Genomic DNA, 23,676 nt, shown 5'->3' with positions numbered 1-23,676 from the left:
GGGCCGGATGATCCGGCAGTATCAGCCAAGGTTCCCCGCGAAATCGGTATAGCCGAATTCGCGCGCCACGGTCATCGACCCGTCCAACTCCTTGATGACGATGCTCGGCATCTTCACCCCGTTGAACCAGTTCTTCTTGACCATCGTGTAACCCGCCGCATCCGCGATGCTCAGCCGGTCGCCCACATTCAACGGCGCGGGAAAGTTGAACTCGCCGAACACATCCCCGGCCAGGCAGGACTTGCCGCAGATCATGTAAGGATGATCCCCCGCCACCTCCATCTTCCCTGAGATGCGGTAGATCAGCAGATCCAGCATATGCGCCTCGACCGAGGAATCGACGATCGCCAGATCCTTGCCGTTGTTCATCACATCCAGCACCGTCACCTCCAGCGACGCCGCCCCCGTGATCGCCGCCTCGCCCGGTTCCAGATAGACCTGCACCCCGAACCGGTCCGAGAACGCGCGCAGCCGCGCCGCCAGCTTCGCCACCGGATAGCCCTCGCCCGTGAAATGGATGCCGCCGCCAAGGCTCACCCATTTCAGCCGCGCCAGCAGGCCGCCGAATTCCTCTTCGATCCGCGTCAACTGCCGGTCGAACAGATCGAAATCGCCGTTCTCGCAATTGTAATGGATCATGAAGCCAGTCACCCGGTCCATCACGCGCTCGATCTTGCCCGCATCCCATTCGCCCAGACGCGAGAACGGCCGTGCCGGATCGGCCAGATCGAAGCCGGATGTCGAAAACCGCGGGTTCAGCCGCAGCCCCCGCGCGATGCTGGCCGACTGGTTGTCGAACCGCTCCAACTGGCCCACGGAATTGAAGATGATCTTGTCGGCATAGCCCACCGCCTCGGCCACCTCATTCTCGGCCCAGGCCACCGAATAGGCGTGCGTCTCCTTGCCGAACTTCTCGCGCCCCAGCCGCAATTCATAAAGGGACGATGACGTCGTCCCGTCCATATGCGCCCGCATCTGGTCGAACACGGGCCAGGTCGCAAAGCATTTCAGCGCCAGCAGGACCTTCGCCCCCGACCCGTCCCGCAGCTCATCCATGATGGCCATGTTCCGCGCCAGCTTCGCGCGGTCGATCAGATAGAACGGTGTCTGGATCATCCGAAACCCCCCGGGGCCAAAGGGAAACAAGAGCGCGCGTATTTAGGGGCATACCCCCCCCCACGCAAGCCCCGACTGTACCCGCTGTCTGCACGGCCCACGCCCTAGCGTTGGATCATGTCAAAGCGGTAACAAAAGGGTGCGCTCACCACCCGGTGATTTCCCTGTCATCGCCCCCCTTGGCAACCATGTGGCCCATGAAGATTGCAAAGACAGGAGTTTTCCGATGAAGAAACCCGCATCCTTTCGCGTTCTCCTCCTCACCTCGGCGCTGGCCGCCTCGTCGGTGACGCTGGCCATGCCCGCCATGGCCCATCACGGCTGGTCCTGGGCGGAATCCGAGGAAGTGGTGATGGAAGCCACCATCACCGCCATCTCGCTCAACCCTCCGCACCCCGAACTCACCGTCACGGATGCCGAAGGCCGCGAATGGGTGATCGAACTGGGCAATCCCGGCCGCACCAGCCGCGCGGGCTTTGTCGAAGGCACGGCGCAGCCGGGCGATGCCGTCACCATCCTCGGGAACCGCTCGCTTAACCCGGAGGAACGGGTGATGAAGGCCGTCCGCATCACGCTTGCCGGCACGAATTACGACTTCTACCCCGAACGCATCGACGCCTGATGCTCGATGCACTGGCCGCTTCCCCGATTGCCGCGCTCCTACGCGGATCGGGGACGGCTTACCTTCTGGTCAATGCCAGCCATATCCTCGGCATCGCGCTTCTGATCGGGGCCATCCTGCCCCTCGACCTGCGCCTTGCCGGGGCCTTCCCGCGCACGCCCATCATCGCCATCGCGCCCATCCTGCGCGGCATGGCGCTGGCGGGCATGGCACTGGCGGCGACCACGGGCCTTGTCCTCTTCACCGCCAACCCCACGGAATACGCAGGCAACGCCGCCTTCCGCATCAAGCTGGCGCTCTTCGCCGCCGCCCTCCTGAACGCGGCCCTCGTCACCCGCTCTGCCGCCTGGGTGCAGGTGATGGCAGGCGGCGCCCCCACCCCCGCGCTGCGCCTGATGGCCGCGCTCTCGGCGCTGCTGTGGGTGTCCACCCTTCTTGCCGGGCGCTGGATCGGCTTCCTCTGACGGGCCGAAACGATTCGCCACATCGTGGTTAACGCCCAATGATGCATACGCGCGTATGCACGCCGCGCTGCACTGGCGTGCTGCACCCGTTGTTGCACGCCTCCACGCCCCAAAAACCAACAGTAAATCCAGCGCCCTCAGGCACTTAGACCATGCGGATCTTGTCCTTGCCCACCGCCAGCACATAGCCCCGCCGCGCGATCGTCTTGACCAGCAATTCGCTCACCAGCTGGTTGCCCAGCGCATCGCGCAACCGCTTCACCCGCGTCGCCCCGGCGGCTTCGTCGCAATCGGCTTCGTTCCGGCCCGAAATCACCGCCTCGATCTGCGCGCCGGTCAGCACCTCGTCATCCATCCGCGCCTCGGCCAGAACCGCCATGGTTTCCAGCGCGGCTTCGGTCAGCTGGAACTCCATGTCGTTGATATACACCGCCCGCCCCTCGCGGCTGATCAGCAGGCTCGCCACCTGTATCCCCGACCGCTGGATCGCCGAAATGCGCCGGTTCAACGCGATGATCGTCACCAGAAACACCAGCGCCGCCAGCAGAAGCGCCGTCGCAAACACCAGCAGCACAAAGATCACCATGCGATAGGACGCCAGCACCTCGGAAAAGGCCGTCCCCGATTGTGCCAGTATTTCCAACAGCTTGATGTCGGCGAAACTGGTCAGGTCGTCATTCTCGACGAACAGCCGTTCCACCTTGGCGTTGAACGCATTGGCATCCGGCAGGTTCACGAACAGAAACACCGCCGCCGCCAGCAGGATCAGCACGATGGCCGCGATCCCCCCGGCAACCACCCGGTTGCCCGCCCTCAGGCTGTCAGAAGCGGAGGAAGTATTCTCCTGCACTCGATCTCCTTTCGCCCAATCCCTCCGGCCCGAACACCGAAAGCACGTTCAACAGCGTCCATCCGCCCGATGCAAGGCGCGGCGCCAACTCGCCCGCCGCTGCCCCCGGCCCGCCCGCACAGGCCGCATCGCTGACCTGCGCCACGCCATAATGCAGGCGCAGGGGATCGTCCTGCTTCGCCTTGTAATCGGCATAGCATTCGGCAAAGGCCTGCCCGCCCAGGGCCAGCAGCAGCGCCGCAGCAAGGAATAGGCGTGTCATCGAATGTCCCCTTCGTTCACGCCCCGCACATTGCCCGCCCCCCGCGCGCTAGGCAATGACATTGGCCCCGACGCCCCGCGCGAAAGCGCTGATATCCGATAACAAACCCGCGTTATTGCCTGTCCACCCCCCGTCCTGGCACCCTGTCCGCAGTGAACGGGCCATGGATGCACATCCCGGCCAACCCCACAGAATCACAGCAGAAACACCCAAGACTGCGACCAAACCCTGACAGGAGGCCACCATGCCAAGCACCGGGCACCGCTCTGAAACACTGGCCGAAACCATGGTCATCACCCGCAACCTGCCCCGCGCCAGCGGGCGCGACGCCCGCAGCATCAGCCGCCGCCTCGTGGCCATCGTCGCCGCCGGGGCCACGGCGCTGGGCCTTCTGGCCTCGACCGCCGTGCCGGCCCGGGCCGATGGCGATGATCTGGCCAAGGCCTTGGCCGCCTTGGCCATCGTGGGCATCATCGCGAACGAGGCAAAGCAGAAACGCGAACGCGAACGCGCCCGCGCGCAGCACTATCACGATCCCTATCCCTATCCCCACCATCAACCCCAACCCACGCGCCACCCGCGCGTGCCTTCGGTCTGCGCCATTGAAATTGCGGGCAATTCCGGCACTGCCACCGTCTATGGCGAAAGCTGCCTGCGCGAACAGGGCTTCAACTTCCGCCTGCCGGAATACTGCGCCCGCACCGCCCGCATCTACGGGCGCAATGATCGCATCTACTCGGATCAATGCCTGCGCGATGCAGGCTTCCGGGTGGCGGGCGCCCGCTACTGATCGCAGTAGCGATCAAGGGGGCCCGTTCGGGCGCGGCGGTCTGCCCTGACCGCGCCCACTTCGGGGGTGGAGGGGTGAGCAGCCTCCATCCCCACCCTTTTTCCCGCTTTCCCGCGGCCAACCCTTCCGCTAGGCCAAGGTCATGGCCACGAAAACCCGCCCCGATTTCACGTTCGAGACCGCCGCCCAAGCCCGCGGCCTGTCGGTCGTCGTGGGCGTGGATGAGGTGGGCCGCGGCCCCCTCGCCGGCCCTGTCACCGCCGCCGCCGTCCGGCTTGATCCCGCGCGCATCCCCGAAGGCCTGGCGGATTCCAAGGCGCTCACCCCCGCCCGGCGCGACGCGCTGTTCACCGCAATCATGGACAGCGCCGAGGTCAGCATCGCCCATGCCACGGTGGAAGAAATCGACAGCCTCAACATCCTGCGCGCCAGCCATCTCGCCATGGAACGCGCCGTTAGCGGACTGGTCACCTTTCCCGACCATGCTCTCATCGACGGCAACATGATCCCGAAAGGTCTGCGTTGCAGCGCCGAAGCGGTGGTCAAAGGCGATGCCCGCTGCCTGTCGATCGCCGCCGCCTCCATCGTGGCCAAGGTCACGCGCGACCGGATCATGGTGGATTTGGCGCAACAATACCCCGGCTACGGCTGGAATGTTAACGCGGGTTACCCAACTCCGGCGCATCTGCAGGCGCTTCTAGATTTTGGAATTACCCCACACCATAGGCGTTCATTCCGGCCCGTCCACAACATCTTGTATCAAGAAGTTTCTGTAAGTAGTTGATTCAAAAAAGAATTTGACGGCGAATCGCTCCTGACTCATCTTCTGTATCAACAAGCACGGCGAAAAACCGCCGGCGGCAGAGGCAGAGATGAAGACCAGATCGACCCCGTCCGAGGCGGCATCGCTGCCGCTGAACCAGATTCTTGCCGGCGATTGCATCGAGATGATGAACAGCCTGCCCGCAGGCTCCATCGACCTGATCTTCGCCGATCCGCCCTACAACCTGCAACTCAAGGGCGATCTTCATCGCCCTGACAATTCCCGCGTCGATGCCGTCGATGACCATTGGGATCAGTTCAGCAGCTTCGCCGCCTATGACCAGTTCACCCGTGATTGGCTTGCCGCCGCGCGCCGCCTGCTCAAACCCAATGGCGCGATCTGGGTGATCGGCAGCTATCACAACATCTTCCGCGTCGGCACCGCGCTGCAGGATGCGGGCTTCTGGATGCTGAACGATGTGATCTGGCGCAAGTCGAACCCCATGCCCAATTTCAAGGGCAAGCGCCTGACCAACGCCCACGAAACCCTGATCTGGGCCAGCCGGGATGAGGCCGCCAAATACACCTTCAACTACGAAGCGCTTAAGGCGCTGAACGAAGGCGTGCAGATGCGGTCGGACTGGGTCATCCCGCTCTGCACCGGGCATGAACGGCTAAAGGACGAAAACGGCGACAAGGCCCATCCCACCCAAAAGCCGGAGGCGCTTTTGCACCGCATCCTGATCGCCACCACCAATCCGGGCGACGTGATCCTTGATCCCTTCTTCGGCACCGGCACCACCGGCGCCGTGGCCAAGATGCTGGGCCGCGATTTCATCGGCATCGAACGCGAAGAGGCCTACCGCCGCGCCGCCGCAGACCGCATCGCCCGCATCCGCAAGTTCGATGCCTCTGCCCTTGAAATCACCGGCTCCAAACGCGCCGAACCGCGTGTTCCCTTCGGTCAGGTGGTCGAACGCGGGATGCTCCGCCCGGGAGAGGAGCTTTTCTCCATCGGCAACCGCTACAAGGCCAAGGTCCGCGCCGATGGCACCCTGATCGGCAATGATATCAAGGGGTCCATCCATCAGGTGGGCGCGCATTACGAAGGCGCGCCGTCCTGCAACGGCTGGACCTACTGGCACTTCAAGCGCGACGGCAAGATGATCCCCATCGACATCCTGCGCCAGCAGATCCGCGCCGAGATGGAGGCCGATCAGGGCCGCCCGCACTGATCCCACCCGCATCGCCAAAGGTTACGCCTGCACCGTGGTCCGCCCGCGGTGCCACTGCCCCGCCATGCTTGTCATGGCGGGGTCTTTTCCTTTTCAGGCGCAGCACGGGCCACGGCGCCCGCACCCTCACCCCGCACGAAAGGGCCGCCGTCGGTCCCTTGTGAAGGGATCGTTCCCCGCGTAGCTTCCTGCCCTACGGAACCCAAGCCGTGCGGGGATGCTGACATGACGCTCCGGTCGCCAGGCCGACCCAAGGATCTTGAAAAGCGCGAGGCCATCCTCGACGCCGCTCAGGCCCTTTTCGCAGAGCGTGGCGTCGACGGTGTGCCCATCGAGGCGATCGCCGCGCGTTCAGGCGTCTCCAAGGTCACCGTCTATGGCCATTTCGGCGACAAGGCGACGATCTTCGATTCCATCGTCCAGCGCGAAACCGAACGTCTGAAGCAATCGCTCTGCCAGGCGCCCAGCGGCAGCGGGCTGGAAGACACGCTCACCCGGTTCGGCATGGCCCTGATCGACATGCTGACCCAGCCCTGCCACCTCGCCCTCGACCGCGCCGTAAGCCTCGAGGCGCAGCGCAACCCCGATATCGGCCGGCGCTTCTTTGAAGCAGGGCCCGGGCAGGTGCGCACGATGCTCACCCAACTTTTGTCGCAGGCACAGGAGAAGGGCGTGATCGCGCTGGACGATCCTGAATGTGCCGCCGAAGATCTTCTCGCGCTCTGGCTTGGTTTCCATGCGATCGAGCGGCGCTTCTGCGGCGGCACCCTGCCCGATGACCAGACGATCAGCCGCCATGTCATCCGCGCCGTGCGCCTTTTCCTCAAGGCGAACGCCCCCGACGCGTGACACCGCTTCTCGCGGTTAATGCCCCGGGGTGGGGTTCAACGCCTTGTTATAGGCGTGCCAATCGGTGATGTCGGGATAGAACCGCCGCCGCCACGCTTTCACCCGCGGGTTCATGATCCGCTTCCAGACAGGCGGGATCATGGCGGCGATCGTCATCACCGGATAGCCCATCGGCAATTGCGGCGCCTCTTCCTCGGTGTAGGTCTGGAGCAGGGGAAAGCGGCGGTCGGGTTTGTAATGGTGGTCGGAGTGGCGCTGCAGGTTGATCAGCAGCCAGTTCGAAGCCTTGTAGGTCGCATTCCACGAATGGCGCGGCAGCACATGCTCATACCGCCCGTCGCCCAGATGCCGCCGTGTCAGGCCGTAATGTTCGATGTAATTCACCAGCTCCAGCTGCCAGATCGCCACAAAGGCCTGCACGACGAACAGCCCAAGCCCCGTCCAGCCGCCCAAGATCAGCGCCAGCAGCAGCATCCCACCCTGCAACGCCGCATAGCGCCAATAGGGATTGGCCCGGTCCCACCACGGTCGTCCGCGCCGGGCTAGCATCGCCACCTCTGCCTTCCACGCGGAACGGAAGCACTGCACCAGAACGCGCGGGAAAAAGCGGTGGAATCCTTCATTATACCGCGCTGTCACCGGGTCGCGCGGCGTGCCGACCCAGATATGGTGAACCCGCAGATGTTCGGATCGGAAATGGCTGTACATCACGCTTGCCAGCAACAGATCGGCCAGCCAGCGTTCCAGCCGTGATTTTTGGTGCATCAGCTCATGGCTGTAGTTGATCCCCACCGCGCCCGAGATGACGCCCATCCCGAAGAACACCCCGATCCGCTCCAACCCGCCCAGATGCGCGGCGCGTGGGACATACCACAGCAGCCAGCACAGCAGCCCGAACTGCACCGGAAACCAGATCAGCGTGATGGCCTTGTACCAGCCCAGCCTCCCCTCGGGCGTGGCCGGATCGGCGTTGCGTTCTTCCTTGCCGGTCAGCCGGTCCAGCACGGTGAACAGCCACCACGTGGCCGCCGGAACCAGAAGCAGGCTCCACCCGCCCCAGAGCGCGGCCAGGATGACAATCGGCACCAGCCCCAGCGACAGCCAGAATGGCAGCGCCGGCACAAGGTTGGTCATGGTCATGGCCGCAGCCGTCATTCCTTCACCCAGATCACCAATACGCCCTTGCATCATACCCTTCTGACAAGTCGCCTCAAGGCGGCGCAAGGGCGCTGTTCGCCAGATCGAACGCCTTGCGCATCACCGTCGGCAGGTCCGCAGGCCGAAAGGCGGCGGGCGCAAGAAATTCGCCGCGCAAGGCAACGGCATCCTGCGCCACGGATGTTACCTGAACCTGAAGGATCAGGTGAAAATGGGTGAAGGTGTGGCGCACATCCCCCACTTCGGCCCAGTTGGCTGCCAGGGGCGCCGCGCCCCCGGCCCCGTCCCAATCCGAGCCCGGAAAACCCAGCATCCCGCCCAGCAGGCCCCGTTCCGCCCGCCGCTCGGCCAGCCACGCCCCATCCGCCCGCCGCGCCACCCAGATCACGCCCTGCCGCACGGGTTTGGCGGCCTTCTCGGCCTTGCGCGGCAGCGTTGCCTGCACGCCGTCGGCCCGCGCCCGGCACGGATCGCGCCAAGGGCAAATGCCGCAGGCGGGGTTGCGCGGGGTGCAGATCGTTGCCCCCAGATCCATCACCGCCTGCGCGTAATCGCCCGGCCGCGCCACGGGTGTCAGCACAGCGGCAAGCCGCGTCAGTTCCGTCTTGGCGCCGGGCAGCGGCTCCTCCACCCGCCACAGCCGCGCCATCACCCGTTCCACATTGCCATCCACCACGACGGCAGGCTCGTCATAGGCAATCGCCGCAATGGCCGACGCGGTGTAAGGGCCGATCCCCGGCAGCTCCAGCAGGCCTGCACGGTTTGCGGGAAACACCCCGCCATGATCGCGCACCACCGCCCGCGCACAGGCCAGCAGGTTCCGCGCCCGGGCATAGTATCCCAGTCCCGCCCATTCCCCCATCACATCGCCATCCGCCGCCGCCGCCAGATCGGCCACGGTCGGCCAGCGATCCGTGAAGCGCTGGAAATAGGCCCGCACCGCCGCCACCGTGGTCTGCTGCAGCATCACCTCCGACAGCCAGACGCGATAGGGATCAGGCCGCTCCCCGGCCTGCTTGCGGTCAGGGGGCACGCGCCATGGCATGATCCGGGCGTGACGGTCGTACCAGTTCAGCAGGATGGTTGAGAGGTCGCTCTCACCGCTGTCACGCATTCTTTACGCCTTTTGTTCCGCCCAGGTTTGCACCGCTGCCCCGCATGGCTAGAATAGCGGCCAACGCCGGAAGGACCAGATGACCCGCAAGCCGCTCCCCCCTCCTGATCCTGCCCGCCGCATGCGCGGGTTCGAGGCGGCCGCCGGCTTCCTGCGCGATCCCATCCGCAACGCCACCGAAAGCCGCGGCTTTGCCGTGGCGCGCCTGCTGACCCACTGGCCCGATGTGGTGGGCGAGGAGTTGGCCCGCATGACCCGGCCGGTAAAGATGGGCCACACCCGCGAAGGGATGGGCGCCACGCTGACGCTGCTTGTCGCGTCCGCCCATGCCCCGATGGTGCAGATGCAACTGCCCCGCATCATCGAAAAGGTGAATGCCATCTACGGCTATCGCGCCATCTCGCGCATCAGCCTGACGCAGACCGCCGCCACCGGCTTTGCCGAAGGGCAGGCCGAATTCATCCCCGCGCCCAAGGTCGCGCCCCCGCCCAGCCCCGACGTCATGGCCAAGGCGCGCGATTCCGCCGCGCCGATTGCCGACCCGGGCCTCAAGGCCGCCCTTGAAGCCCTCGCCCAGAATATCTTAACTCGCCGCAAAACATGAAAAGGCAGATTCCGATGCTGAAGACACTCGCCGCAGCCGCCTCCATCGCCCTTGCCGGGCTTCTCCCGCTGTCGGCCGCCGCCCAAGAGGCTGAAACGACCACCCCGGAAACGACCACTGCGGTCGAGATCACCGATTTCTCGCTCGGCCCGGCGGATGCCAAGGTGCAGATCACCGAATACGCCTCCTTCACCTGCCCCCATTGCGCGACCTTCCACGCCAATGTCTGGCCGCAGCTCAAGGCCGATTATGTCGATACCGGCAAAGTCCGCTTCACCTATCGCGAGGTCTATTTCGACCGCTACGGTCTGTGGGCCGCCATGGTTGCCCGCTGCGGGGGCGAGATGCGCTATTTCGGCATCGTCGACATGATCTTTGACCAGCAGCAGGAATGGGCCGCGTCGGATGATCCGAATGTGGTGATCGGCAACCTGCGCACCATCGCCAAGACTGCCGGTCTGGATGACGCCACGCTGGACGCCTGCCTGCAGGACGGCGCCAAGGCCGAAGCCATGGTCGCGCATTTCGAGGCGAACATGGCCGCGGATCAGGTCGAAGGCACGCCCACCTTCATCATCAACGGCGAAAAGCACTCCAACATGTCCTACGATGACATGAAGGCGATCATCGACGCGCAGCTTGCCGAATAAGATGACCGCGCCGCTTCAGGGCATCAGGGTCATCGAACTGGCGCGCATCCTGGCCGGCCCCTGGGCCGGTCAGACGCTGGCCGATCTGGGCGCCGACGTGATCAAGGTCGAGGCGCCCGAAGGCGATGACACCCGCCGCTGGGGCCCCCCCTTCATCGACCGGGACGGCGACCGTTCTGCCGCCTATTTCCACGCCACCAATCGCGGCAAGCGATCCATCACCTGCGATTTCCGCACGGCCGAAGGGCAGGCGGTGGTGCGCCGCCTGATCGCCGATGCCGATGTGGTGATCGAGAATTTCAAGGTGGGCGGTCTGGCCAAGTATGGCCTCGACTGGCCGTCCCTGCAGGCCATCAATCCCCGCCTGATCTATTGCTCTATCACGGGCTTTGGCCAGACCGGCCCCTATGCCCACCGCGCGGGCTATGATTTCATCATCCAAGGCATTGCCGGGCTGATGAGCGTGACGGGCGAACCCGACGGCCAGCCGCAAAAGGTGGGTGTCGCCGTCACCGATGTGTTCACCGGCGTCTATGCCGCCACCGCCATCCTTGCCGCACTGGTCCAGCGCGGCGTCACAGGGCGAGGCCAGCAGATCGACATGGCGCTTATGGATGTGGCCACCGCCATCATGGCCAACCAGAACATGAACTACCTCACCACCGGCACGGCCCCGGCCAAGATGGGCAATGCCCACCCCAACCTTGCCCCCTATGCCGTGTTCGATTGCGCCGATGGCTGGATCATCCTTGCCACCGGCAACGATGGCCAATACCGCAAGCTCTGCGCGATCCTTGGCCTTGATGGCATGGCCGAACATCCCGATTACCTGACCAATGCGGACCGCGTCCGCAACCGCGTGCCGCTGACCGCCGCGATCACCGCCGCGACCCTGCGCTGGAAGAAGGCCGATCTCCTGCAGGCCTGCGAAGACAACGGCGTTCCCGCAGGCCCCATCAACAACCTGGCCGAGGTTTTCGCCGATCCGCAGATCATCGCCCGCCAGATGCAGCTTGATCTGGGCGGCATCCCCGGCGTGCGGTCGCCCTTCACCTTTTCCGATGCCGACCTGTCGCTGGATCGCCCCGCCCCGAAACTGGGCGAACATCAGGACGAGGTGCTGGGCTAAACCCCGATCCGCGCCAGCGCCGCATCCAGCGGCGCCGGGTCGGCAAGGCGCAGCCTGACCGGCAGGGTCAGCACCTTCATCCGAAACGCCGCAGGCAGGCGGACGGCATCCTTCTCCGTCGTCACCAGTTGCGCGCTGAAGGCCCGCGCCTCGATCTCCAGCCGCGCCATCAGCGCATCGGTCAGGGGCTGGTGATCATCCAGCGGAACGGTGCGGATCACCTCGGCCCCTTCGCCGCGCAGCGTGGCAAAGAACTTCTCGGGTTGCCCGATCCCTGCAAAGGCGATCACCCGCAGTCCCTGCCAATCCATCCCCATCCGAAGCGGCATCAATTGCCCCGAAAGATGCGGCACCCGGACCGTCGCCCCCCATTGCGCCGTAAACGCCGCCTGCGCCGCCGCATCCCCGATCGACAGCACAAGATCGGCCCGCGCCATGCCCACCGCCACCGGTTCCCGCAGTGGCCCTGCGGGCAAACAGCGCCCGTTCCCGAACCCCTGCCGCGAATCCACCACGATCAGGCTCAGGTCCTTTTGCACCGACGGGTTCTGAAACCCGTCATCCAGCAGGATCACCCGCGCCCCTGCCGCCTCGGCGGCCTGAGCGCCCGCCGCGCGGTTCTTGGCCACCCAGACCGGCGCAAAGGCCGCCAGCAGCAGGGGCTCATCCCCCACTTCCGCCGCCCCGTGCCGGCGTTCGTCCACCCGCACCGGCCCCTCCAGCCGCCCGCCATGCCCGCGCGACACGACATGCGCCGCCACGCCACGCGCGGCCAGCCTCTCGATCAGCGCGATCACCGTGGGTGTCTTGCCCGTCCCGCCCACATTCAGGTTGCCCACACAGATCACCGGGACACCCGCCCGATACCCCGCCGCCCGCAGCCGCCGCGCCGTTCCCGCCGCATAGACGGCCCCCAGAGGCGCCAGCAGCCGCGCTGCTAGCGCAGGCCGGTCGGGCGGCGTGAACCAGAACCCCGGCGCCCGCATCAGCCTTCTCCATCCATGATGCGGCGGATCATGCCCATCACGCGATCCGTCACTTCCGCCCCGTCCGACGCCACGGCCCAAGCCGCCTGCGCCAGCCGCGCCGCCCGGTCCGGCGACAACAGATCCGCCAGCGCTTCGGCCAGATCGGTGGCCGACCCAACCGCCCGCGCCGCCCGCGCCGCGCCCAGCCGCCCGAAGGTCACGCCATAATCGCCCGGTCGTGGCCCGTACAGGATCGCCGATCCTAGCGCCGCCGCCTCCAGCGGATCACGCAGACAGCCGTTCCCGGCCAGGCTGCCCCCCATGAAGGTGATCGGCGCCAGCCGGTACCAAAGCCCGTATTCGTTCCCTGCATCTGCGATGTAGACCTCGGTCTCGGCATCCGGCTCTTCCTCTTCGGCGCGGCGGGCCACGGTCCAGCCTTCTTCCTTTTCCATCCGATGGGCCAAGGGGGCGATGCGCGCCGGATCCTGCGGCACCACGATCAGCAACAGCCGATGCGCCAGCCGCAGCGCCGCCCGATGCGCCGCGATCACGGCGGCCTCTTCCGCCTCGGGCAGCGCCGCGGCAAGCCAGACGGGGCGTGTCGCGAATTGCCGCGCCATGGCATCGCGCTCGGCCTCGAGGCAGGGCAGGGCGGCGCTTTCCTCTTCCAGCTTGCCCGTCACCTCCACCACCGAAGGCGGGGCGCCCGCCTTGCGGAAGGCCCGGGCCGATGCCTCGTCCAGCGTCAGCACGGCGCGGAAGGCCCCGAGAAGCCCGCGCATCAGCCCGGGATACCACCCGTCGCGTTCCTTCAGGAAACCGGGGTTCCGCCCGCCCACCATCAAAAGGGGCAGCTTGCGCTCCACCGCTTCATGCAGCAGGGCGGGGCGCAATTCGCCTTCGGACATCACCGCCAGTTCGGGCCGCCAGTGATCGAGGAACGCCGCCGCCTCCAGCGGCATCTCGGCGGGTGGCTTCTGGATGAACACCCCCGGCCGTGGTGCCAGCGCATCAGGGCAGGTCAGCACGACCGAAACCGCGTCTTCCTCAACCAGCCGCCGGGCCAGTTCCAACAGCGACCGCGCCGCATCGCGCCCCGGCGCATGCAGCCACACCAGCCGCCCTGCCGGGCGCGGTGGCCGGTCCACCGCCGCCCCGGGTTCGCGCCGGTGCGCAAGATTGTAAAGCGTAAGGCCGAGGGAATAGGCCATTCTTTGGCTTGGGCTTAGTGACCCAGCGCTTCCGTCGCGGAACCGGCCTGTTCCTCATCCCGCAGCCGGTGAATATGCGCGATGAAATAGCGCATATGGGCATTGTCCACGGTCCGCTGCGCCTCGGCCTTCCAGGCGGCGAAGGCCGTGGCGTAATCGGGGAACATGCCGACGATGTGGATCTTGCTGACATCCCGGAAGACGTTCTTCTCGGGTGTCACCAGTTCGCCACCGAAGACGAGGTGCAGGCGCTGCGTCATGGATCTCCGCTCCGATCGGTGCGAGTCGTGAAAGTCGCGCGCAGGGTAGCGACGCAGGCCGCCGGGTCAAGGGACCGCCGCCAGGGTCTTTGGCGCGCTGCCGCAAAGCATTGCTATACATCCGGTCGCTTTTCCCCTATGCCCCGCCCTACGGCCCGACGATTCCGGGGCAGGCGGCGGTTTTGGGAGGCCGGTCCTGCGAAGGGGAATGAGGTGCCGGCACAAGGTACTTCACGGGCGCAACACGCCGCCCCTTCAGGATATGACATGACCGATACGACGATTGCCGCGCCTCTGGCCGCGGCCCTTTCGGCCAAGGGCTATGAAACCCTTACGGCCGTCCAGACCGCCATGCTGAGCGAAGAGGTCGCGGGACGCGATCTTCTCGTCTCGGCCCAGACGGGTTCGGGCAAGACCGTGGCCTTCGGCATTGCCATCGCGCCCGATGTGCTGGCGGGCAATGACCGCCTGCTCTTTGCCGACCGTCCGATTGCGCTGATCGTGGCGCCCACGCGGGAACTGGCGCAACAGGTGCAGCGCGAATTCGAATGGCTCTACGCCGAAGCGGGGGCCATCCTCGCCTCTTGCGTGGGCGGCATGGATTACCGCAACGAACGCCGCGCGCTGGAGCGGGGGGCGCATATCGTGGTGGGCACCCCGGGCCGCCTGCGCGATCATATCGAACGCGGCTCGCTCGATCTGTCCGGCATCAAGGCCGTGGTGCTGGATGAGGCTGACGAGATGCTGGATCTCGGCTTTGCCGAGGATCTGGAATTCATCCTCGCCGCCGCGGCCGAGGATCGGCGCACGCTGATGTTTTCGGCCACCGTGCCGAAGGAAATCGAAAAGCTGGCCGGCACCTTCCAGAAGGACGCCCTCCGCATCGCCGCGCAGGGCGAGGCGAAGCAGCATGTCGATATCGAATACCGCGCCCTGTCGGTGCAGGCGCGCGACAAGGAACACGCGATCTTCAACGTCCTGCGGTTCTACGAGGCGCAGACCGCCATCGTCTTCTGCAAGACGCGGGCGAATGTGAACCACCTCTACGCCCGCATGGCGAACCGCGGCTTTCAGGCCGTGGCGCTTTCGGGTGAACTCAGCCAGCAGGAACGCATGCACGCCCTGCAAGCCCTGCGCGATGGTCGGGCGCGGGTCTGTATCGCCACCGATGTGGCCGCGCGCGGGATCGATCTGCCGGGTCTGGAACTGGTGGTCCATGCTGATCTGCCGTCAAACTCCGAAACCCTGCTGCACCGGTCGGGCCGCACGGGCCGCGCCGGGCGCAAGGGCGTGTCTGCGCTGGTCGTCCCGCCTGCCGAATTCCGCAAGGCACAGCGCCTGCTGCAGGGCGCCAAGGTTGTGGCCGAATGGGGCAAGGCCCCCAGCGCCGAAGAGGTGCAGGCCAAGGATGACCTGCGCCTGATGGAACACCCCGCCCTTGCGCAGCAACCGGGCGACGAGGCCGAGATGGCCGCCACCCTGCTGGGCCAGTATGGCGCCGAACAGGTGGCCGCAGCCTTCATCCGGCTGTGGCGCGAAGGCCGCTCCGCGCCTGAGGTTCTGTCCGACAGCCTGCCGCCGCCCGCCGCCCTGCCGCAGCGCGAAAAGGGCGCGTTCGGCCCCTCGGTCTGGTATCGCCTTTCGGTCGGCCATACCGGCCGGGCCGAGGCCCGCTGGCTTCTGCCCAAGATCTGCGAAACCGGCTCCATCTCGAAGGATGGGATCGGCGCGATCCGGGTGCAGCAGGACCATACGCTGGTGCAGATCGCCGAACCGCTGGCCGGGCGCTTTGGCGCGATGGTGGAAATCGAACCGGGCCTGATAATGGAACGGCTGGAGGGCGAACCCTCGCTGGAACGCCCCGAACGTCCCGCCCGCCCCGAACGCCCGGCCCGCGCCGAGCGGCCCGAGCGTCGGGTGACGCCGAAACCGGTGCGCGAAGAGCGCGCCGAACGGCCCAGCTATTCCGGCAAACCGCCCCGCGTGGTCGAGGATGACGCCGAGGCTGCACCGGCATGGTCGCCGCTCGATGCCTCTGCCCCCATCCCCGCCGCGCGTGAGGAACGCCCACGCAAACCCTATGCCGCCCGCGAAGACGGCCCGCGCAAGCCCTACGCCCCGCGCGGCGACGGCGACCGCAAGCCCTATGCCGCCCGCGAGGATGGCCCCCGCAAACCCTATGCCCCGCGCGGTGACGGTGAACGCAAGCCCTACGCCCCGCGTGAGGATCGCCCCGCCGAAGAACGCAAACCGCGCTGGAAGGCGGAAGGGGCGCCGAAATCGGCGGGCTACAAATCCCACGGCGGCAGCCCCGACCGCCCGTCACGCGCGGCCGGCTACAAGAGCCACGGTGGCGATGCCGGGGCGGATCGTCCCGCCCGCGCCGCAGGGTTCAAGTCGCACGGCGCGGCGCAGGGTGATGCCAAGCCCAAGGGTGACTGGGCCCCGCGCAAGCCGCGCGCCGAAGGCGATGCCCCCGCCCGCGCGCCGCGCGCGGCAGGGGCCAAGCCTGACTGGAAGGCCAAGGGCGACGGCAAACCCGCCTACAAGCCACGCGCTGCAGAGGGCGCGGAACAGCGCCCCTTCCGGGCCAAGCCCGGTGGCGGTGCAAAGCCCGCGGCGCGTGCCAAACCTGCCGCGCCCAAGGGTGATCCGAAGGACACGTCAAAGCGTTTCGTTCCGCCGAAGAAGAAGTGAACGCTTGCCAAACCATGTCGATGGGCCGCCCGCCGGGGCGGCCCTTCTTCATGCCGCAGGGGGCGTCAGCCGGTCCAGCAGCGCGCGGTGCAGCGCCGGGGCGGCGGCGATCAGCCCATCCGCCTTTGGCACCGGCGCGTTGAAGCGCAGGGCCTTTCCATGCCGGTCCGTCACCGCGGCCCCCGCCCGCGCGGCGATCAGACTGCCCGCGGCGATGTCCCATTCCCAGCCTTGCCGAAAGCTCAGCATCCCGTCGAACCGCCCTTGCCCCACCAGCGCCAGCCGATAGGCGACCGAGGCACGGAAACTGCGCTTCACCTCGGGCACGCCACCGGGCCAGAACTCGGGCTTCATGTTGGCAGCGGGGGTCAGGATATTGGCGCCTTCGGTTCCGCCGATGGCGCTGGCCTGCAGCCCTGCCCCGTTCAGCGTGGCGGCACCATCCGCCGTGGCGGCAAACATGCGGTCCAGCGCGGGCAGGAAAACCACCCCCGCCGTCACCCGCCCCCGATGGGCCACGGCCAAGGAATGGCTGAAACTGTCCTCACCGGCGATGAAGGCGCGGGTCCCGTCGATCGGGTCGAGGATGAACACCGCCTCGCGCGACAGCCGGTCTGCATCATCGGGCGTCTCTTCCGACAGCCAGCCATAGCCGGGCCGCGCCGCGCGCAGGGTGCGGATCAGCGCGTCATTCACCGCATGATCCGCCTCGGTCACCGGCCCTTCGTCGCCCTTGTCCCAGACCCGGGGGTTCCGCTTCCAATAGCGCAGCGCGATCCGCCCGGCCTCGCGCGCCGCGCGGATCAGCAGGGCAAGGTCATCCTCTGGCACGGCATCAGGCACCGGCAAGGGTCAGCCCGTCGATCAGGCAGGACGGCACCCGCGTGGACAGATGCGCCCGCGCGTCATTCGCAGGCACCAGACGCAGCAGCATGTCGCGCAGATTGCCCGCGATGGTACATTCGTTCACGGGATGCGAGATCACGCCGTTCTGCACCCAGAACCCCGCCGCACCCCGCGAATAATCCCCCGTCGTCGGGTTGATCGTCGATCCGATCATCGAGGTGACGTAAAGCCCTGTCCCCATGTCGCGGATCAGGTCCGCGCGGCTGACCGCCCCTTGCGTCAGGTCAATGTTCGATGTGCTGGGCGATGGGGGCGAACTGGTCCCCCGCGCGGCATTTCCCGTGCTGGCCAGCCCCAGCTTGCGCGCAGTGGCAAGGTCCAGCGTCCAGCCCGTCAGGATGCCATCCTCGACAATCGCCCGCCGCCGCGTCGGCAGGCCTTCGCCATCGAAGGGGCGCGACGATGAGATGCGCGCGCGGTGCGGGTCCTCGATCACCGACAGCCCGGCAGGCAGCACCTGCTGCCCCATCGCATCGCGCAGCCAGCTTGCCCCCCGGGCAATCGCCGCCCCGTTCACGGCCGACAGAAGATGCCCGATCAGCGAGGATGCCACCCGTTCATCGAACAGCACCGGATAGGTGCCCGTCACCGGCTTTACCGCCCCGGCCCGCGCCAGCGCCCGTTCGGCGGCCAGCGCACCGATCCCCTCGGCCCCCGGCAGATCGGATTGATAGGTGCGCGCCTCGCCCGCCCAATCCCGCTCCATCCCCGTGCCTTCGCCGGTGAAGGCCACCGCCGATACCGATCGCGAGGTGCGCGCATAGCCGCCCGAAAAGCCATTGGTCGCGGCCAGATGCATGGCACGGCGGGAATATCCCGCCGATGCCTCTACCTGCGTGATCCCGCGTGCGGCCAGCGCCGCCGCCTCCACCGCGCGGCAATCTGCCTCCAGCGCGGCGGCATCGGGTTCCGGCGCCGGATCGGCCAGATCGAGCGCGGCAAGATCCCAGTCGCGGGCAATCTGCGACGGATCGGCCAGCCCGGCATAGGGGTCATCGGGTGCCTCGCGCGCCATGGCGACGGCCCGCTCGGCCAATGCGGTGATCGTGCGGTCCGAGATATCTGAGGCCGAAACACAGGCCTGCCGCCCCCCGAACAGGACGCGCAGCCCGATCTCGGTGCCTTCTGCCCGTTCGGCCTGTTCCAGCTTGCCCTGCCGGACGTCGATCGTCAGCGACGTGCCAGACACTGCCAGCGCATCCGCAGCCTCTGCCCCCGCCTTGCGGGCGGCGTCGAGCAGTCGGTCGGTCAGGTTGGAAAGCATATCTGTCATGGCCGGTCCTCTGGCAGGTGCCCTGTGCAGGTAGTCCGCTGCAGCCGTCAGTGCAAGCGCAGAGGGCGCCCGCGCCGGGCCGCAGGCCCGCGCGCCCCAAGCAAAAGGCCCCCGCCGGAGCGGGGGCCTTGCTATCTGTTCATGATCCGCAGGCGTTACTGCAACTGCTGGCCGTTGGCAAAGAACCCGCCGTCCTTGAACTCCAGCGTAGATGTCAGCTCATCCTCGCCCGTCGCATTGGCGAACATCGACAGCATCATGCGGAAGCCCATCACCTGATCTTCCGGCAACAGACCCATCGCCACCAGCTTGTCCATCAGCGTGTTGCCACCCACCAGCTTCAGGTCCACCTTGCCCGTGGGCGCAGGCATCCCGCCATAGGTGACTAGATCGCTGTTGTCGAAGGTCAGCGCGCCATTGCCGGTCAGTTCCGCACCCGCGATCTTGGCCTGCAACGCGGTAATGTCGAGCGCGTGCAACTCGGCCGGCGGGGCCTCGCCCGCTGCCTCGACCGCTGCCGGATCCATGATATCGACCAGCAGCTTCGCCTTGCCCTTGGTGTCGATCACCAGCGTGGCCGGATCACGGGGCAGTTGATTGGTCGGGTCGAACATCGCCCAGATCTCATCCGACACGGTCAGATCGACGATGCGAGTCAGGAACGAGAAATCCTGCGGCTCTTCCGTCACGCTGACCGGCATCAGGAACCCGAAGGATGCTTCCTGATAGGCCAGCTTCATCTCGGGGAAGGGAATGGTCGGCGCCGACATCGCCATGCTAAAGCCCGTCGCCCCGCCCGAATAGGCAAGCTTGGTGGCATCCATCGCAAAGACCAGCGTGTTGCTTTCCCCCGCGCCGGTGATCTTGGTCAGGCCGGTCGCATCCGTGATCTCCATGTCATAGGTCAGCGCGCCGCTGTTGAAGGTGCCTTCGCTGGCAAATCCGGCTTTCAGCGCGGCGGACATGTCGGCCATCATCATCGAATCGAGGAAGGTCCCTTTGCCCGTGCCGGTCAGATCGGCCATCGTCAGGTTCAGCTTCAGCGTCGAAGGGCCGGTCGGCCCGCCCTCACCCTCGGCGGGCGACGGGTCGGGATCGGTGCCTTCCGCCGTGAGCGTCAGACTGTCGGCAGCAAAGTTCGAGGTCAGGCGCGACTGTTCGCCTTCAGCGGCTGCCATCAGATATGTGCCCGTAAGGTTGGTCAGCGCGATTTCGGCCGTCACATCCACGGCCTCGGCCTCCACGCCTTCGATGCTGGTCAGGGCCACCGTCATTTCGGGCGCGGTGTAATCATAGGCGGTTTCCGCCGCATCCCCGCTGGCGGTGATCACCATCCCGGGCTGACGGATTTCCATCGTCAGCGTGGTCGGATCGCCATCTTCCTCGGGCGGGTCGAAGGTCATCTCGAAGGGATATGTCTCGGACATCGTCACCTCGACGGTGCCATCGCCATTGTCGCGGAAGCGCACCTCGTCGATCGACCCGCCACCGACGACACCCTCTTGGTCAATCGCAATCGTCATTCCGGTGACGACCAGCGTATCCCCGTCGCGTTCGACGCTTTCAGTGGTCACGGTCTGGCCGCTGCCATTCGCGAAGGCCAGCCAGTTTTCCCAAACCTGCTCGGGTGTCACCTCGGCAAGGGCCGGCGTGGACAACAGCATGACAAGGGCGGTGCTGCCCGCCAGCCTGCGACTGATCATAATCAACCTCGTTCAGATGCGAATAAATCTTTGCGCCAAGAGCATCCTCCCCCGGTGGGGCGGGGTCAAGGGTTTCCAACGCCGCCTTGGCATGCGTTAAGACAGTGGCGAAACTGTGAAGGCCGCACAGATCCTTTGCGCGGACCGGAATTGTGAAAGGGAGAAGTTCGATGGATGGCAAGGTTGTCATCGTCACCGGGGCCAGCCGCGGTATAGGCGCCGCTGCCGTGCGGGCCTTCGTCGCCGCAGGGGCGCGCGTGGCCGCCTTGGCGCGGACCGAGGCGCAAGTCGCGGCCCTGGCCGATGAACTGGGGCCGGAGGTGATGGCGCTGGGCTGCGATGTGGCGAATGCAGCCGCGGTTCAGGCCGCGGTCGGCACGGTGCAGGCCCGCTTTGGCCGCATTGACGTGCTGGTGAACAATGCCGGCGTGATCGAACCCATCGCCCGGCTGGCCGATGCGGATGTGGATGCATGGGGCAAGAGCATCGACATCAACCTCAAGGGCGTGTTTCACGGGATGCGCGCCGTCCTGCCCGTGATGCGGGCGCAAGGGGGTGGCACGATCATCACCGTCTCTTCCGGCGCGGCCACCAACCCGCTGGAAGGGTGGAGCGCCTATTGCGCCGGAAAGGCGGGCGCCCTGATGCTGACCCGGGCCGCCCATCTGGAAGAGGGGCCGCATGGCATCCGCGTGCTTGGCCTATCGCCGGGGACGGTGGCCACCGACATGCAGGTGAAGATCAAGGCATCCGGGGTGAATCCTGTCAGCCAGATCGACTTTGCCACCCATATCCCGGCTGATTGGCCGGCCCGCGCGCTGGTCTGGATGTGCGGCCCCGCGGCGGATGACTGGCTGGGCCGCGACATTTCCCTGCGCGACGAAACGGTGCGCCGCGCGGTCGGGCTGATCCCATGATCGCGGTTCGGGAACAGGGTGGCGCGCGTCTTCTGGTGCTGGACCGCGCCGACAAAGCAAACGCCCTGACGCAGGAGATGCTGGCCATGCTGGATGGCGCGGTGGCCCAAGCCGCCGCCGACGGCGTGGCGGTGCTGGTGATCACAGCGCATGGCCGCGTCTTTTCCGCCGGGGCGGATCTGGATGGCATGGCGCAGGGTCTGGGCCATGCCCCGGAATGGGAGATCCTGTCGCGCCGGATCGCGGCCTATCCCGGCCTGACCATCGCCGCGCTGAACGGCACGCTGGCCGGCGGCGCCTTTGGCATGGCGCTGGCCTGCGACCTGCGGGTGGCGGTGCCGGGGGCGGAATTCTTCTATCCGGTGATGAAGCGCGGCTACCTGCCGCAACCGTCGGACCCCGCCCGTCTGACGGCGCTCATCGGCCCGTCGCTGGCAAGGATGATCCTGCTGGCGGGGCAGCGCATCGGCGCGCAAACCGCCCTTGAATGGGGTCTGATCGACCAGATTGCCGAAGATGCGGTGGACGGCGCGCTTGCCCTTGCCGCCGATGCGCTGGGCGCGGATCCGCGCCATGTGCGCCGGATGAAGGCGATGTTCTGACCCCTAGCGTTTGCGGTGCCCGCCCGGCACGCGGGACAGGAAACCCAGTGGCCGCTTCGCGATCCAGCGCAGGAACGCCTCCATCCGCGGATCGGCGCGGATCGCATCGGGGGTGTTGAACTGCCGGGCAAGCTCGGTTTCCGTGAAGCGGGCGTGTATCTCTTTGTGGCAGATGTGGTGGGCCATCACCGTCGGCCCGCCTTTCCCGCCTTTCAGCTTCGGCACAAGGTGGTGCAGGCTCTGCGGCACATCGGGCGGGATCGGTCGCAGGCAGATCGGGCAGATCGGGTCCATGTTGTCCTGTCGCGGCTTTCCGGGCAAAGGATGGCGCAAGGGATGACGGGGGCAAGATGGATGCGCTGGTGATCGGTGCCGGACCTGCGGGGTTGATGGCGGCAGAGGAACTGGCCGCGGCTGGCCGCCATGTCGTGATCTGCGAGGCAAAGCCCACGGCGGGGCGCAAGTTCCTGATGGCCGGGAAGTCCGGCCTGAACGTGACCAAGGATGAACCGGCCGACATCTTCGCCCGCGCCTATGACGCGGGTTGGCTGGCGCCGATGCTGGCCGAATTCGGCCCCGCGCAGGTGCAGGACTGGTGCCGCGCCTTGGGGCAGGAGGTGTTTACCGGCACATCCGGCCGGGTCTTTCCCACGGTGATGAAGGCCTCGCCCCTGCTGCGCGCCTGGCTGGCGCGGCTGGGCGCGGCGGGTGTCGATCTGCGATTGCGCTGGCGCTGGACCGGGTTAGCAGAAGGGGGCTGGCGCTTTGACACGCCGGACGGGCCTGTCACCCTGTCCCCCCGCATGGTGGTTCTGGCGCTTGGCGGGGCAAGCTGGGCGCGGCTGGGGTCGGATGCCGCCTGGGTGCCCTGGCTGCGCGGCAGGGGTGTGGAAATCGCGCCCTTCAAGCCCGCCAATATGGGCTTTGGCGTCGCGTGGTCGGCGCATATGCCCCGGCACTTCGGCCAGCCCGTGAAGGGCGCGGCGCTGATCGTGGGGGATCGGCGGGTCAGGGCGGAGTTCGTCCTGTCCGAAAGGGGTGTGGAAGGCGGCGGCATCTATGCCGTCAGCCGTGACCTGCGGGACGGCGCATCCCTGCGGCTGGACCTGATGCCAGATGTCACAGCGCCGGACCTGGCGGCCCGCCTTGCCCGCCTGAAACCCGCCGAAACCTTGTCCAATCGCCTGCGCAAGCTGGGTCTTTCCCCCGTGGCCAGCGCGCTGGTGATGGAATTCGGGCGGGGTCTTCCGACCAGCGAAGCGATCAAGGCCCTGCCCATCCCGCTGACCGGCCCCCGTCCGCTGGACGAGGCGATCTCGGTCGCGGGCGGCATCACCCGCGCCGCGTTGACCGAGGATCTGGAACTGCGCGCCCTGCCCGGCGTCTTTGCCTGCGGCGAGATGCTGGACTGGGAGGCGCCGACAGGGGGCTATCTGCTGACCGCCTGCTGGGCGACCGGGCGCTGGGCCGGGCGGGCGGCAGCACGCGGCTGAACCGTCGGCCGGGGGCCAGCCCCCGGACCCCCGGGGTA

25 protein-coding genes are annotated in these 23,676 nt (G+C 66.8%); 13 read left to right on the top strand and 12 right to left on the bottom strand.

The window, feature by feature from the left end; genetic code table 11:
- Positions 1–21: 21 nt before the first annotated feature.
- Complete coding sequence (locus tag GU920_RS06695; RefSeq protein ID WP_161766146.1) at positions 22–1,116, bottom strand: carboxynorspermidine decarboxylase; 1,095 nt, start codon at positions 1,114–1,116, stop codon at positions 22–24.
- Between the two features lie 226 nt (positions 1,117–1,342).
- Between GU920_RS06695 and GU920_RS06690 the strand changes: the two genes are divergently transcribed.
- A complete protein-coding gene (locus GU920_RS06690; RefSeq protein ID WP_161766145.1) occupies positions 1,343–1,738 on the top strand; it encodes a DUF6152 family protein in 396 nt (131 codons plus the stop codon).
- On the top strand, positions 1,738–2,202 hold the full coding sequence (locus GU920_RS06685) for a DUF2214 domain-containing protein (RefSeq protein WP_161766144.1): 465 nt from the start codon (positions 1,738–1,740) through the stop codon (positions 2,200–2,202). Before GU920_RS06690 ends, GU920_RS06685 begins: the two co-directional genes overlap by 1 nt.
- 145 nt (positions 2,203–2,347) lie before the next feature.
- Here GU920_RS06685 and GU920_RS06680 read toward each other — a convergent pair whose 3' ends face one another.
- Positions 2,348–3,052 (bottom strand): winged helix-turn-helix domain-containing protein, encoded by a 705-nt coding sequence (locus tag GU920_RS06680; protein WP_161766143.1) that lies wholly within the window; start codon positions 3,050–3,052, stop codon positions 2,348–2,350.
- A complete protein-coding gene (locus GU920_RS06675; protein WP_161766142.1) occupies positions 3,024–3,314 on the bottom strand; it encodes a hypothetical protein in 291 nt (96 codons plus the stop codon). The genes GU920_RS06680 and GU920_RS06675 overlap by 29 nt, the downstream gene beginning before the upstream one ends.
- Before the next feature lie 244 nt (positions 3,315–3,558).
- Here GU920_RS06675 and GU920_RS06670 point away from each other — a divergent pair, with 244 nt between their 5' ends.
- From GU920_RS06670 to GU920_RS06655, 4 genes are all read left to right on the top strand, one after another.
- On the top strand, positions 3,559–4,104 hold the full coding sequence (locus tag GU920_RS06670) for a hypothetical protein (protein WP_161766141.1): 546 nt from the start codon (positions 3,559–3,561) through the stop codon (positions 4,102–4,104).
- Positions 4,105–4,246: 142 nt separating this feature from the next.
- On the top strand, positions 4,247–4,888 hold the full coding sequence (locus GU920_RS06665; RefSeq protein WP_161766140.1) for a ribonuclease HII: 642 nt from the start codon (positions 4,247–4,249) through the stop codon (positions 4,886–4,888).
- Positions 4,889–4,976: 88 nt separating this feature from the next.
- Positions 4,977–6,101 (top strand): site-specific DNA-methyltransferase, encoded by a 1,125-nt coding sequence (locus tag GU920_RS06660; RefSeq protein ID WP_161766139.1) that lies wholly within the window; start codon positions 4,977–4,979, stop codon positions 6,099–6,101.
- Between the two features lie 225 nt (positions 6,102–6,326).
- Positions 6,327–6,950 carry a TetR/AcrR family transcriptional regulator gene (locus GU920_RS06655; RefSeq protein ID WP_161766138.1) on the top strand — a complete coding sequence of 208 codons (624 nt, stop codon included), beginning with the start codon at positions 6,327–6,329 and terminating at the stop codon, positions 6,948–6,950.
- Between the two features lie 15 nt (positions 6,951–6,965).
- Here GU920_RS06655 and GU920_RS06650 read toward each other — a convergent pair whose 3' ends face one another.
- Together GU920_RS06650 and GU920_RS06645 are read right to left on the bottom strand one after the other, a co-directional pair.
- Positions 6,966–8,090: an alkane 1-monooxygenase gene (locus GU920_RS06650; protein WP_161766560.1), complete on the bottom strand. Its 1,125-nt coding sequence runs from the start codon at positions 8,088–8,090 to the stop codon at positions 6,966–6,968.
- A 70-nt stretch (positions 8,091–8,160) separates the two neighbouring features.
- Entirely contained in the window at positions 8,161–9,222 is a 1,062-nt protein-coding gene (locus GU920_RS06645) for an A/G-specific adenine glycosylase (RefSeq protein WP_161766137.1), read from the bottom strand.
- Between the two features lie 79 nt (positions 9,223–9,301).
- On the opposite strand from GU920_RS06645, the gene GU920_RS06640 reads away from it, so the two are divergent.
- From GU920_RS06640 to GU920_RS06630, 3 genes are read left to right on the top strand one after another with little or no spacing between them, the layout of a single operon-like run.
- Positions 9,302–9,826 carry a DUF721 domain-containing protein gene (locus GU920_RS06640; protein WP_161766136.1) on the top strand — a complete coding sequence of 175 codons (525 nt, stop codon included), beginning with the start codon at positions 9,302–9,304 and terminating at the stop codon, positions 9,824–9,826.
- A 14-nt stretch (positions 9,827–9,840) separates the two neighbouring features.
- Positions 9,841–10,476: a DsbA family protein gene (locus GU920_RS06635; RefSeq protein ID WP_161766135.1), complete on the top strand. Its 636-nt coding sequence runs from the start codon at positions 9,841–9,843 to the stop codon at positions 10,474–10,476.
- A 1-nt stretch (position 10,477) separates the two neighbouring features.
- Complete coding sequence (locus GU920_RS06630) at positions 10,478–11,605, top strand: CaiB/BaiF CoA transferase family protein (protein ID WP_161766134.1); 1,128 nt, start codon at positions 10,478–10,480, stop codon at positions 11,603–11,605.
- Here GU920_RS06630 and lpxK read toward each other — a convergent pair.
- From lpxK to GU920_RS06615, 3 genes are read right to left on the bottom strand one after another with little or no spacing between them, the layout of a single operon-like run.
- The gene (gene lpxK / locus GU920_RS06625) at positions 11,602–12,591 is read right to left on the bottom strand and encodes a tetraacyldisaccharide 4'-kinase (RefSeq protein WP_161766133.1); all 990 of its coding nucleotides are present in this window, start codon (positions 12,589–12,591) and stop codon (positions 11,602–11,604) included. The genes GU920_RS06630 and lpxK overlap by 4 nt on opposite strands.
- A complete protein-coding gene (locus tag GU920_RS06620) occupies positions 12,591–13,787 on the bottom strand; it encodes a 3-deoxy-D-manno-octulosonic acid transferase (RefSeq protein WP_161766132.1) in 1,197 nt (398 codons plus the stop codon). The genes lpxK and GU920_RS06620 overlap by 1 nt, the downstream gene beginning before the upstream one ends.
- 14 nt (positions 13,788–13,801) lie before the next feature.
- A complete protein-coding gene (locus GU920_RS06615; protein ID WP_161766131.1) occupies positions 13,802–14,047 on the bottom strand; it encodes a DUF4170 domain-containing protein in 246 nt (81 codons plus the stop codon).
- A 267-nt stretch (positions 14,048–14,314) separates the two neighbouring features.
- On the opposite strand from GU920_RS06615, the gene GU920_RS06610 reads away from it, so the two are divergent.
- Positions 14,315–16,744 (top strand): DEAD/DEAH box helicase, encoded by a 2,430-nt coding sequence (locus GU920_RS06610; protein WP_161766130.1) that lies wholly within the window; start codon positions 14,315–14,317, stop codon positions 16,742–16,744.
- Between the two features lie 48 nt (positions 16,745–16,792).
- Here the strand turns inward: GU920_RS06610 and GU920_RS06605 are convergent, their stop codons facing one another.
- From GU920_RS06605 to GU920_RS06595, 3 genes are all read right to left on the bottom strand, one after another.
- Positions 16,793–17,575 (bottom strand): 3'(2'),5'-bisphosphate nucleotidase CysQ, encoded by a 783-nt coding sequence (locus GU920_RS06605; protein WP_161766559.1) that lies wholly within the window; start codon positions 17,573–17,575, stop codon positions 16,793–16,795.
- Between the two features lie 4 nt (positions 17,576–17,579).
- Positions 17,580–18,923, bottom strand: coding sequence for a TldD/PmbA family protein (locus GU920_RS06600; RefSeq protein WP_161766129.1), 1,344 nt, complete (start codon positions 18,921–18,923; stop codon positions 17,580–17,582).
- Between the two features lie 155 nt (positions 18,924–19,078).
- Positions 19,079–20,626 (bottom strand): DUF2125 domain-containing protein, encoded by a 1,548-nt coding sequence (locus GU920_RS06595; RefSeq protein ID WP_161766128.1) that lies wholly within the window; start codon positions 20,624–20,626, stop codon positions 19,079–19,081.
- A 170-nt stretch (positions 20,627–20,796) separates the two neighbouring features.
- Here GU920_RS06595 and GU920_RS06590 point away from each other — a divergent pair, with 170 nt between their 5' ends.
- Complete coding sequence (locus GU920_RS06590) at positions 20,797–21,543, top strand: SDR family oxidoreductase (protein WP_161766127.1); 747 nt, start codon at positions 20,797–20,799, stop codon at positions 21,541–21,543.
- Positions 21,540–22,145, top strand: coding sequence for an enoyl-CoA hydratase/isomerase family protein (locus GU920_RS06585; RefSeq protein WP_161766126.1), 606 nt, complete (start codon positions 21,540–21,542; stop codon positions 22,143–22,145). The genes GU920_RS06590 and GU920_RS06585 overlap by 4 nt, the downstream gene beginning before the upstream one ends.
- Positions 22,146–22,148: 3 nt before the next feature.
- On the opposite strand, the gene GU920_RS06580 is transcribed toward GU920_RS06585, so the two are convergent.
- Positions 22,149–22,439 carry an HNH endonuclease gene (locus GU920_RS06580; RefSeq protein WP_161766125.1) on the bottom strand — a complete coding sequence of 97 codons (291 nt, stop codon included), beginning with the start codon at positions 22,437–22,439 and terminating at the stop codon, positions 22,149–22,151.
- 56 nt (positions 22,440–22,495) lie between these two features.
- Here GU920_RS06580 and GU920_RS06575 point away from each other — a divergent pair, with 56 nt between their 5' ends.
- Entirely contained in the window at positions 22,496–23,638 is a 1,143-nt protein-coding gene (locus GU920_RS06575) for a TIGR03862 family flavoprotein (RefSeq protein WP_161766124.1), read from the top strand.
- Positions 23,639–23,676: the final 38 nt, after the last annotated feature.

Origin of the sequence: Paragemmobacter ruber, from assembly GCF_009908315.1 — a bacterium.
Classification (GTDB): Bacteria; Pseudomonadota; Alphaproteobacteria; order Rhodobacterales; family Rhodobacteraceae; genus Paragemmobacter; species Paragemmobacter ruber.
The sequence above is the reverse complement of the archived record's forward strand: the minus strand, read 5'-3'. Positions and strand labels throughout refer to the sequence as shown.

What these genes read in the sequence shown, in the direction of transcription:
- GU920_RS06695 (WP_161766146.1), bottom strand. Translation starts at nt 1,116, where the DNA reads ATGATCCAGACACCGTTCTATCTGATCGACCGCGCGAAGCTGGCGCGG.
- GU920_RS06690 (WP_161766145.1), top strand. Translation starts at nt 1,343, where the DNA reads ATGAAGAAACCCGCATCCTTTCGCGTTCTCCTCCTCACCTCGGCGCTG.
- GU920_RS06685 (WP_161766144.1), top strand. Translation starts at nt 1,738, where the DNA reads ATGCTCGATGCACTGGCCGCTTCCCCGATTGCCGCGCTCCTACGCGGA.
- GU920_RS06675 (WP_161766142.1), bottom strand. Translation starts at nt 3,314, where the DNA reads ATGACACGCCTATTCCTTGCTGCGGCGCTGCTGCTGGCCCTGGGCGGG.
- GU920_RS06670 (WP_161766141.1), top strand. Translation starts at nt 3,559, where the DNA reads ATGCCAAGCACCGGGCACCGCTCTGAAACACTGGCCGAAACCATGGTC.
- GU920_RS06665 (WP_161766140.1), top strand. Translation starts at nt 4,247, where the DNA reads ATGGCCACGAAAACCCGCCCCGATTTCACGTTCGAGACCGCCGCCCAA.
- GU920_RS06660 (WP_161766139.1), top strand. Translation starts at nt 4,977, where the DNA reads ATGAAGACCAGATCGACCCCGTCCGAGGCGGCATCGCTGCCGCTGAAC.
- GU920_RS06655 (WP_161766138.1), top strand. Translation starts at nt 6,327, where the DNA reads ATGACGCTCCGGTCGCCAGGCCGACCCAAGGATCTTGAAAAGCGCGAG.
- GU920_RS06650 (WP_161766560.1), bottom strand. Translation starts at nt 8,090, where the DNA reads ATGACCATGACCAACCTTGTGCCGGCGCTGCCATTCTGGCTGTCGCTG.
- GU920_RS06645 (WP_161766137.1), bottom strand. Translation starts at nt 9,222, where the DNA reads ATGCGTGACAGCGGTGAGAGCGACCTCTCAACCATCCTGCTGAACTGG.
- GU920_RS06640 (WP_161766136.1), top strand. Translation starts at nt 9,302, where the DNA reads ATGACCCGCAAGCCGCTCCCCCCTCCTGATCCTGCCCGCCGCATGCGC.
- GU920_RS06635 (WP_161766135.1), top strand. Translation starts at nt 9,841, where the DNA reads ATGCTGAAGACACTCGCCGCAGCCGCCTCCATCGCCCTTGCCGGGCTT.
- GU920_RS06630 (WP_161766134.1), top strand. Translation starts at nt 10,478, where the DNA reads ATGACCGCGCCGCTTCAGGGCATCAGGGTCATCGAACTGGCGCGCATC.
- lpxK (WP_161766133.1), bottom strand. Translation starts at nt 12,591, where the DNA reads ATGCGGGCGCCGGGGTTCTGGTTCACGCCGCCCGACCGGCCTGCGCTA.
- GU920_RS06620 (WP_161766132.1), bottom strand. Translation starts at nt 13,787, where the DNA reads ATGGCCTATTCCCTCGGCCTTACGCTTTACAATCTTGCGCACCGGCGC.
- GU920_RS06615 (WP_161766131.1), bottom strand. Translation starts at nt 14,047, where the DNA reads ATGACGCAGCGCCTGCACCTCGTCTTCGGTGGCGAACTGGTGACACCC.
- GU920_RS06610 (WP_161766130.1), top strand. Translation starts at nt 14,315, where the DNA reads ATGACCGATACGACGATTGCCGCGCCTCTGGCCGCGGCCCTTTCGGCC.
- GU920_RS06600 (WP_161766129.1), bottom strand. Translation starts at nt 18,923, where the DNA reads ATGACAGATATGCTTTCCAACCTGACCGACCGACTGCTCGACGCCGCC.
- GU920_RS06595 (WP_161766128.1), bottom strand. Translation starts at nt 20,626, where the DNA reads ATGATCAGTCGCAGGCTGGCGGGCAGCACCGCCCTTGTCATGCTGTTG.
- GU920_RS06590 (WP_161766127.1), top strand. Translation starts at nt 20,797, where the DNA reads ATGGATGGCAAGGTTGTCATCGTCACCGGGGCCAGCCGCGGTATAGGC.
- GU920_RS06585 (WP_161766126.1), top strand. Translation starts at nt 21,540, where the DNA reads ATGATCGCGGTTCGGGAACAGGGTGGCGCGCGTCTTCTGGTGCTGGAC.
- GU920_RS06580 (WP_161766125.1), bottom strand. Translation starts at nt 22,439, where the DNA reads ATGGACCCGATCTGCCCGATCTGCCTGCGACCGATCCCGCCCGATGTG.
- GU920_RS06575 (WP_161766124.1), top strand. Translation starts at nt 22,496, where the DNA reads ATGGATGCGCTGGTGATCGGTGCCGGACCTGCGGGGTTGATGGCGGCA.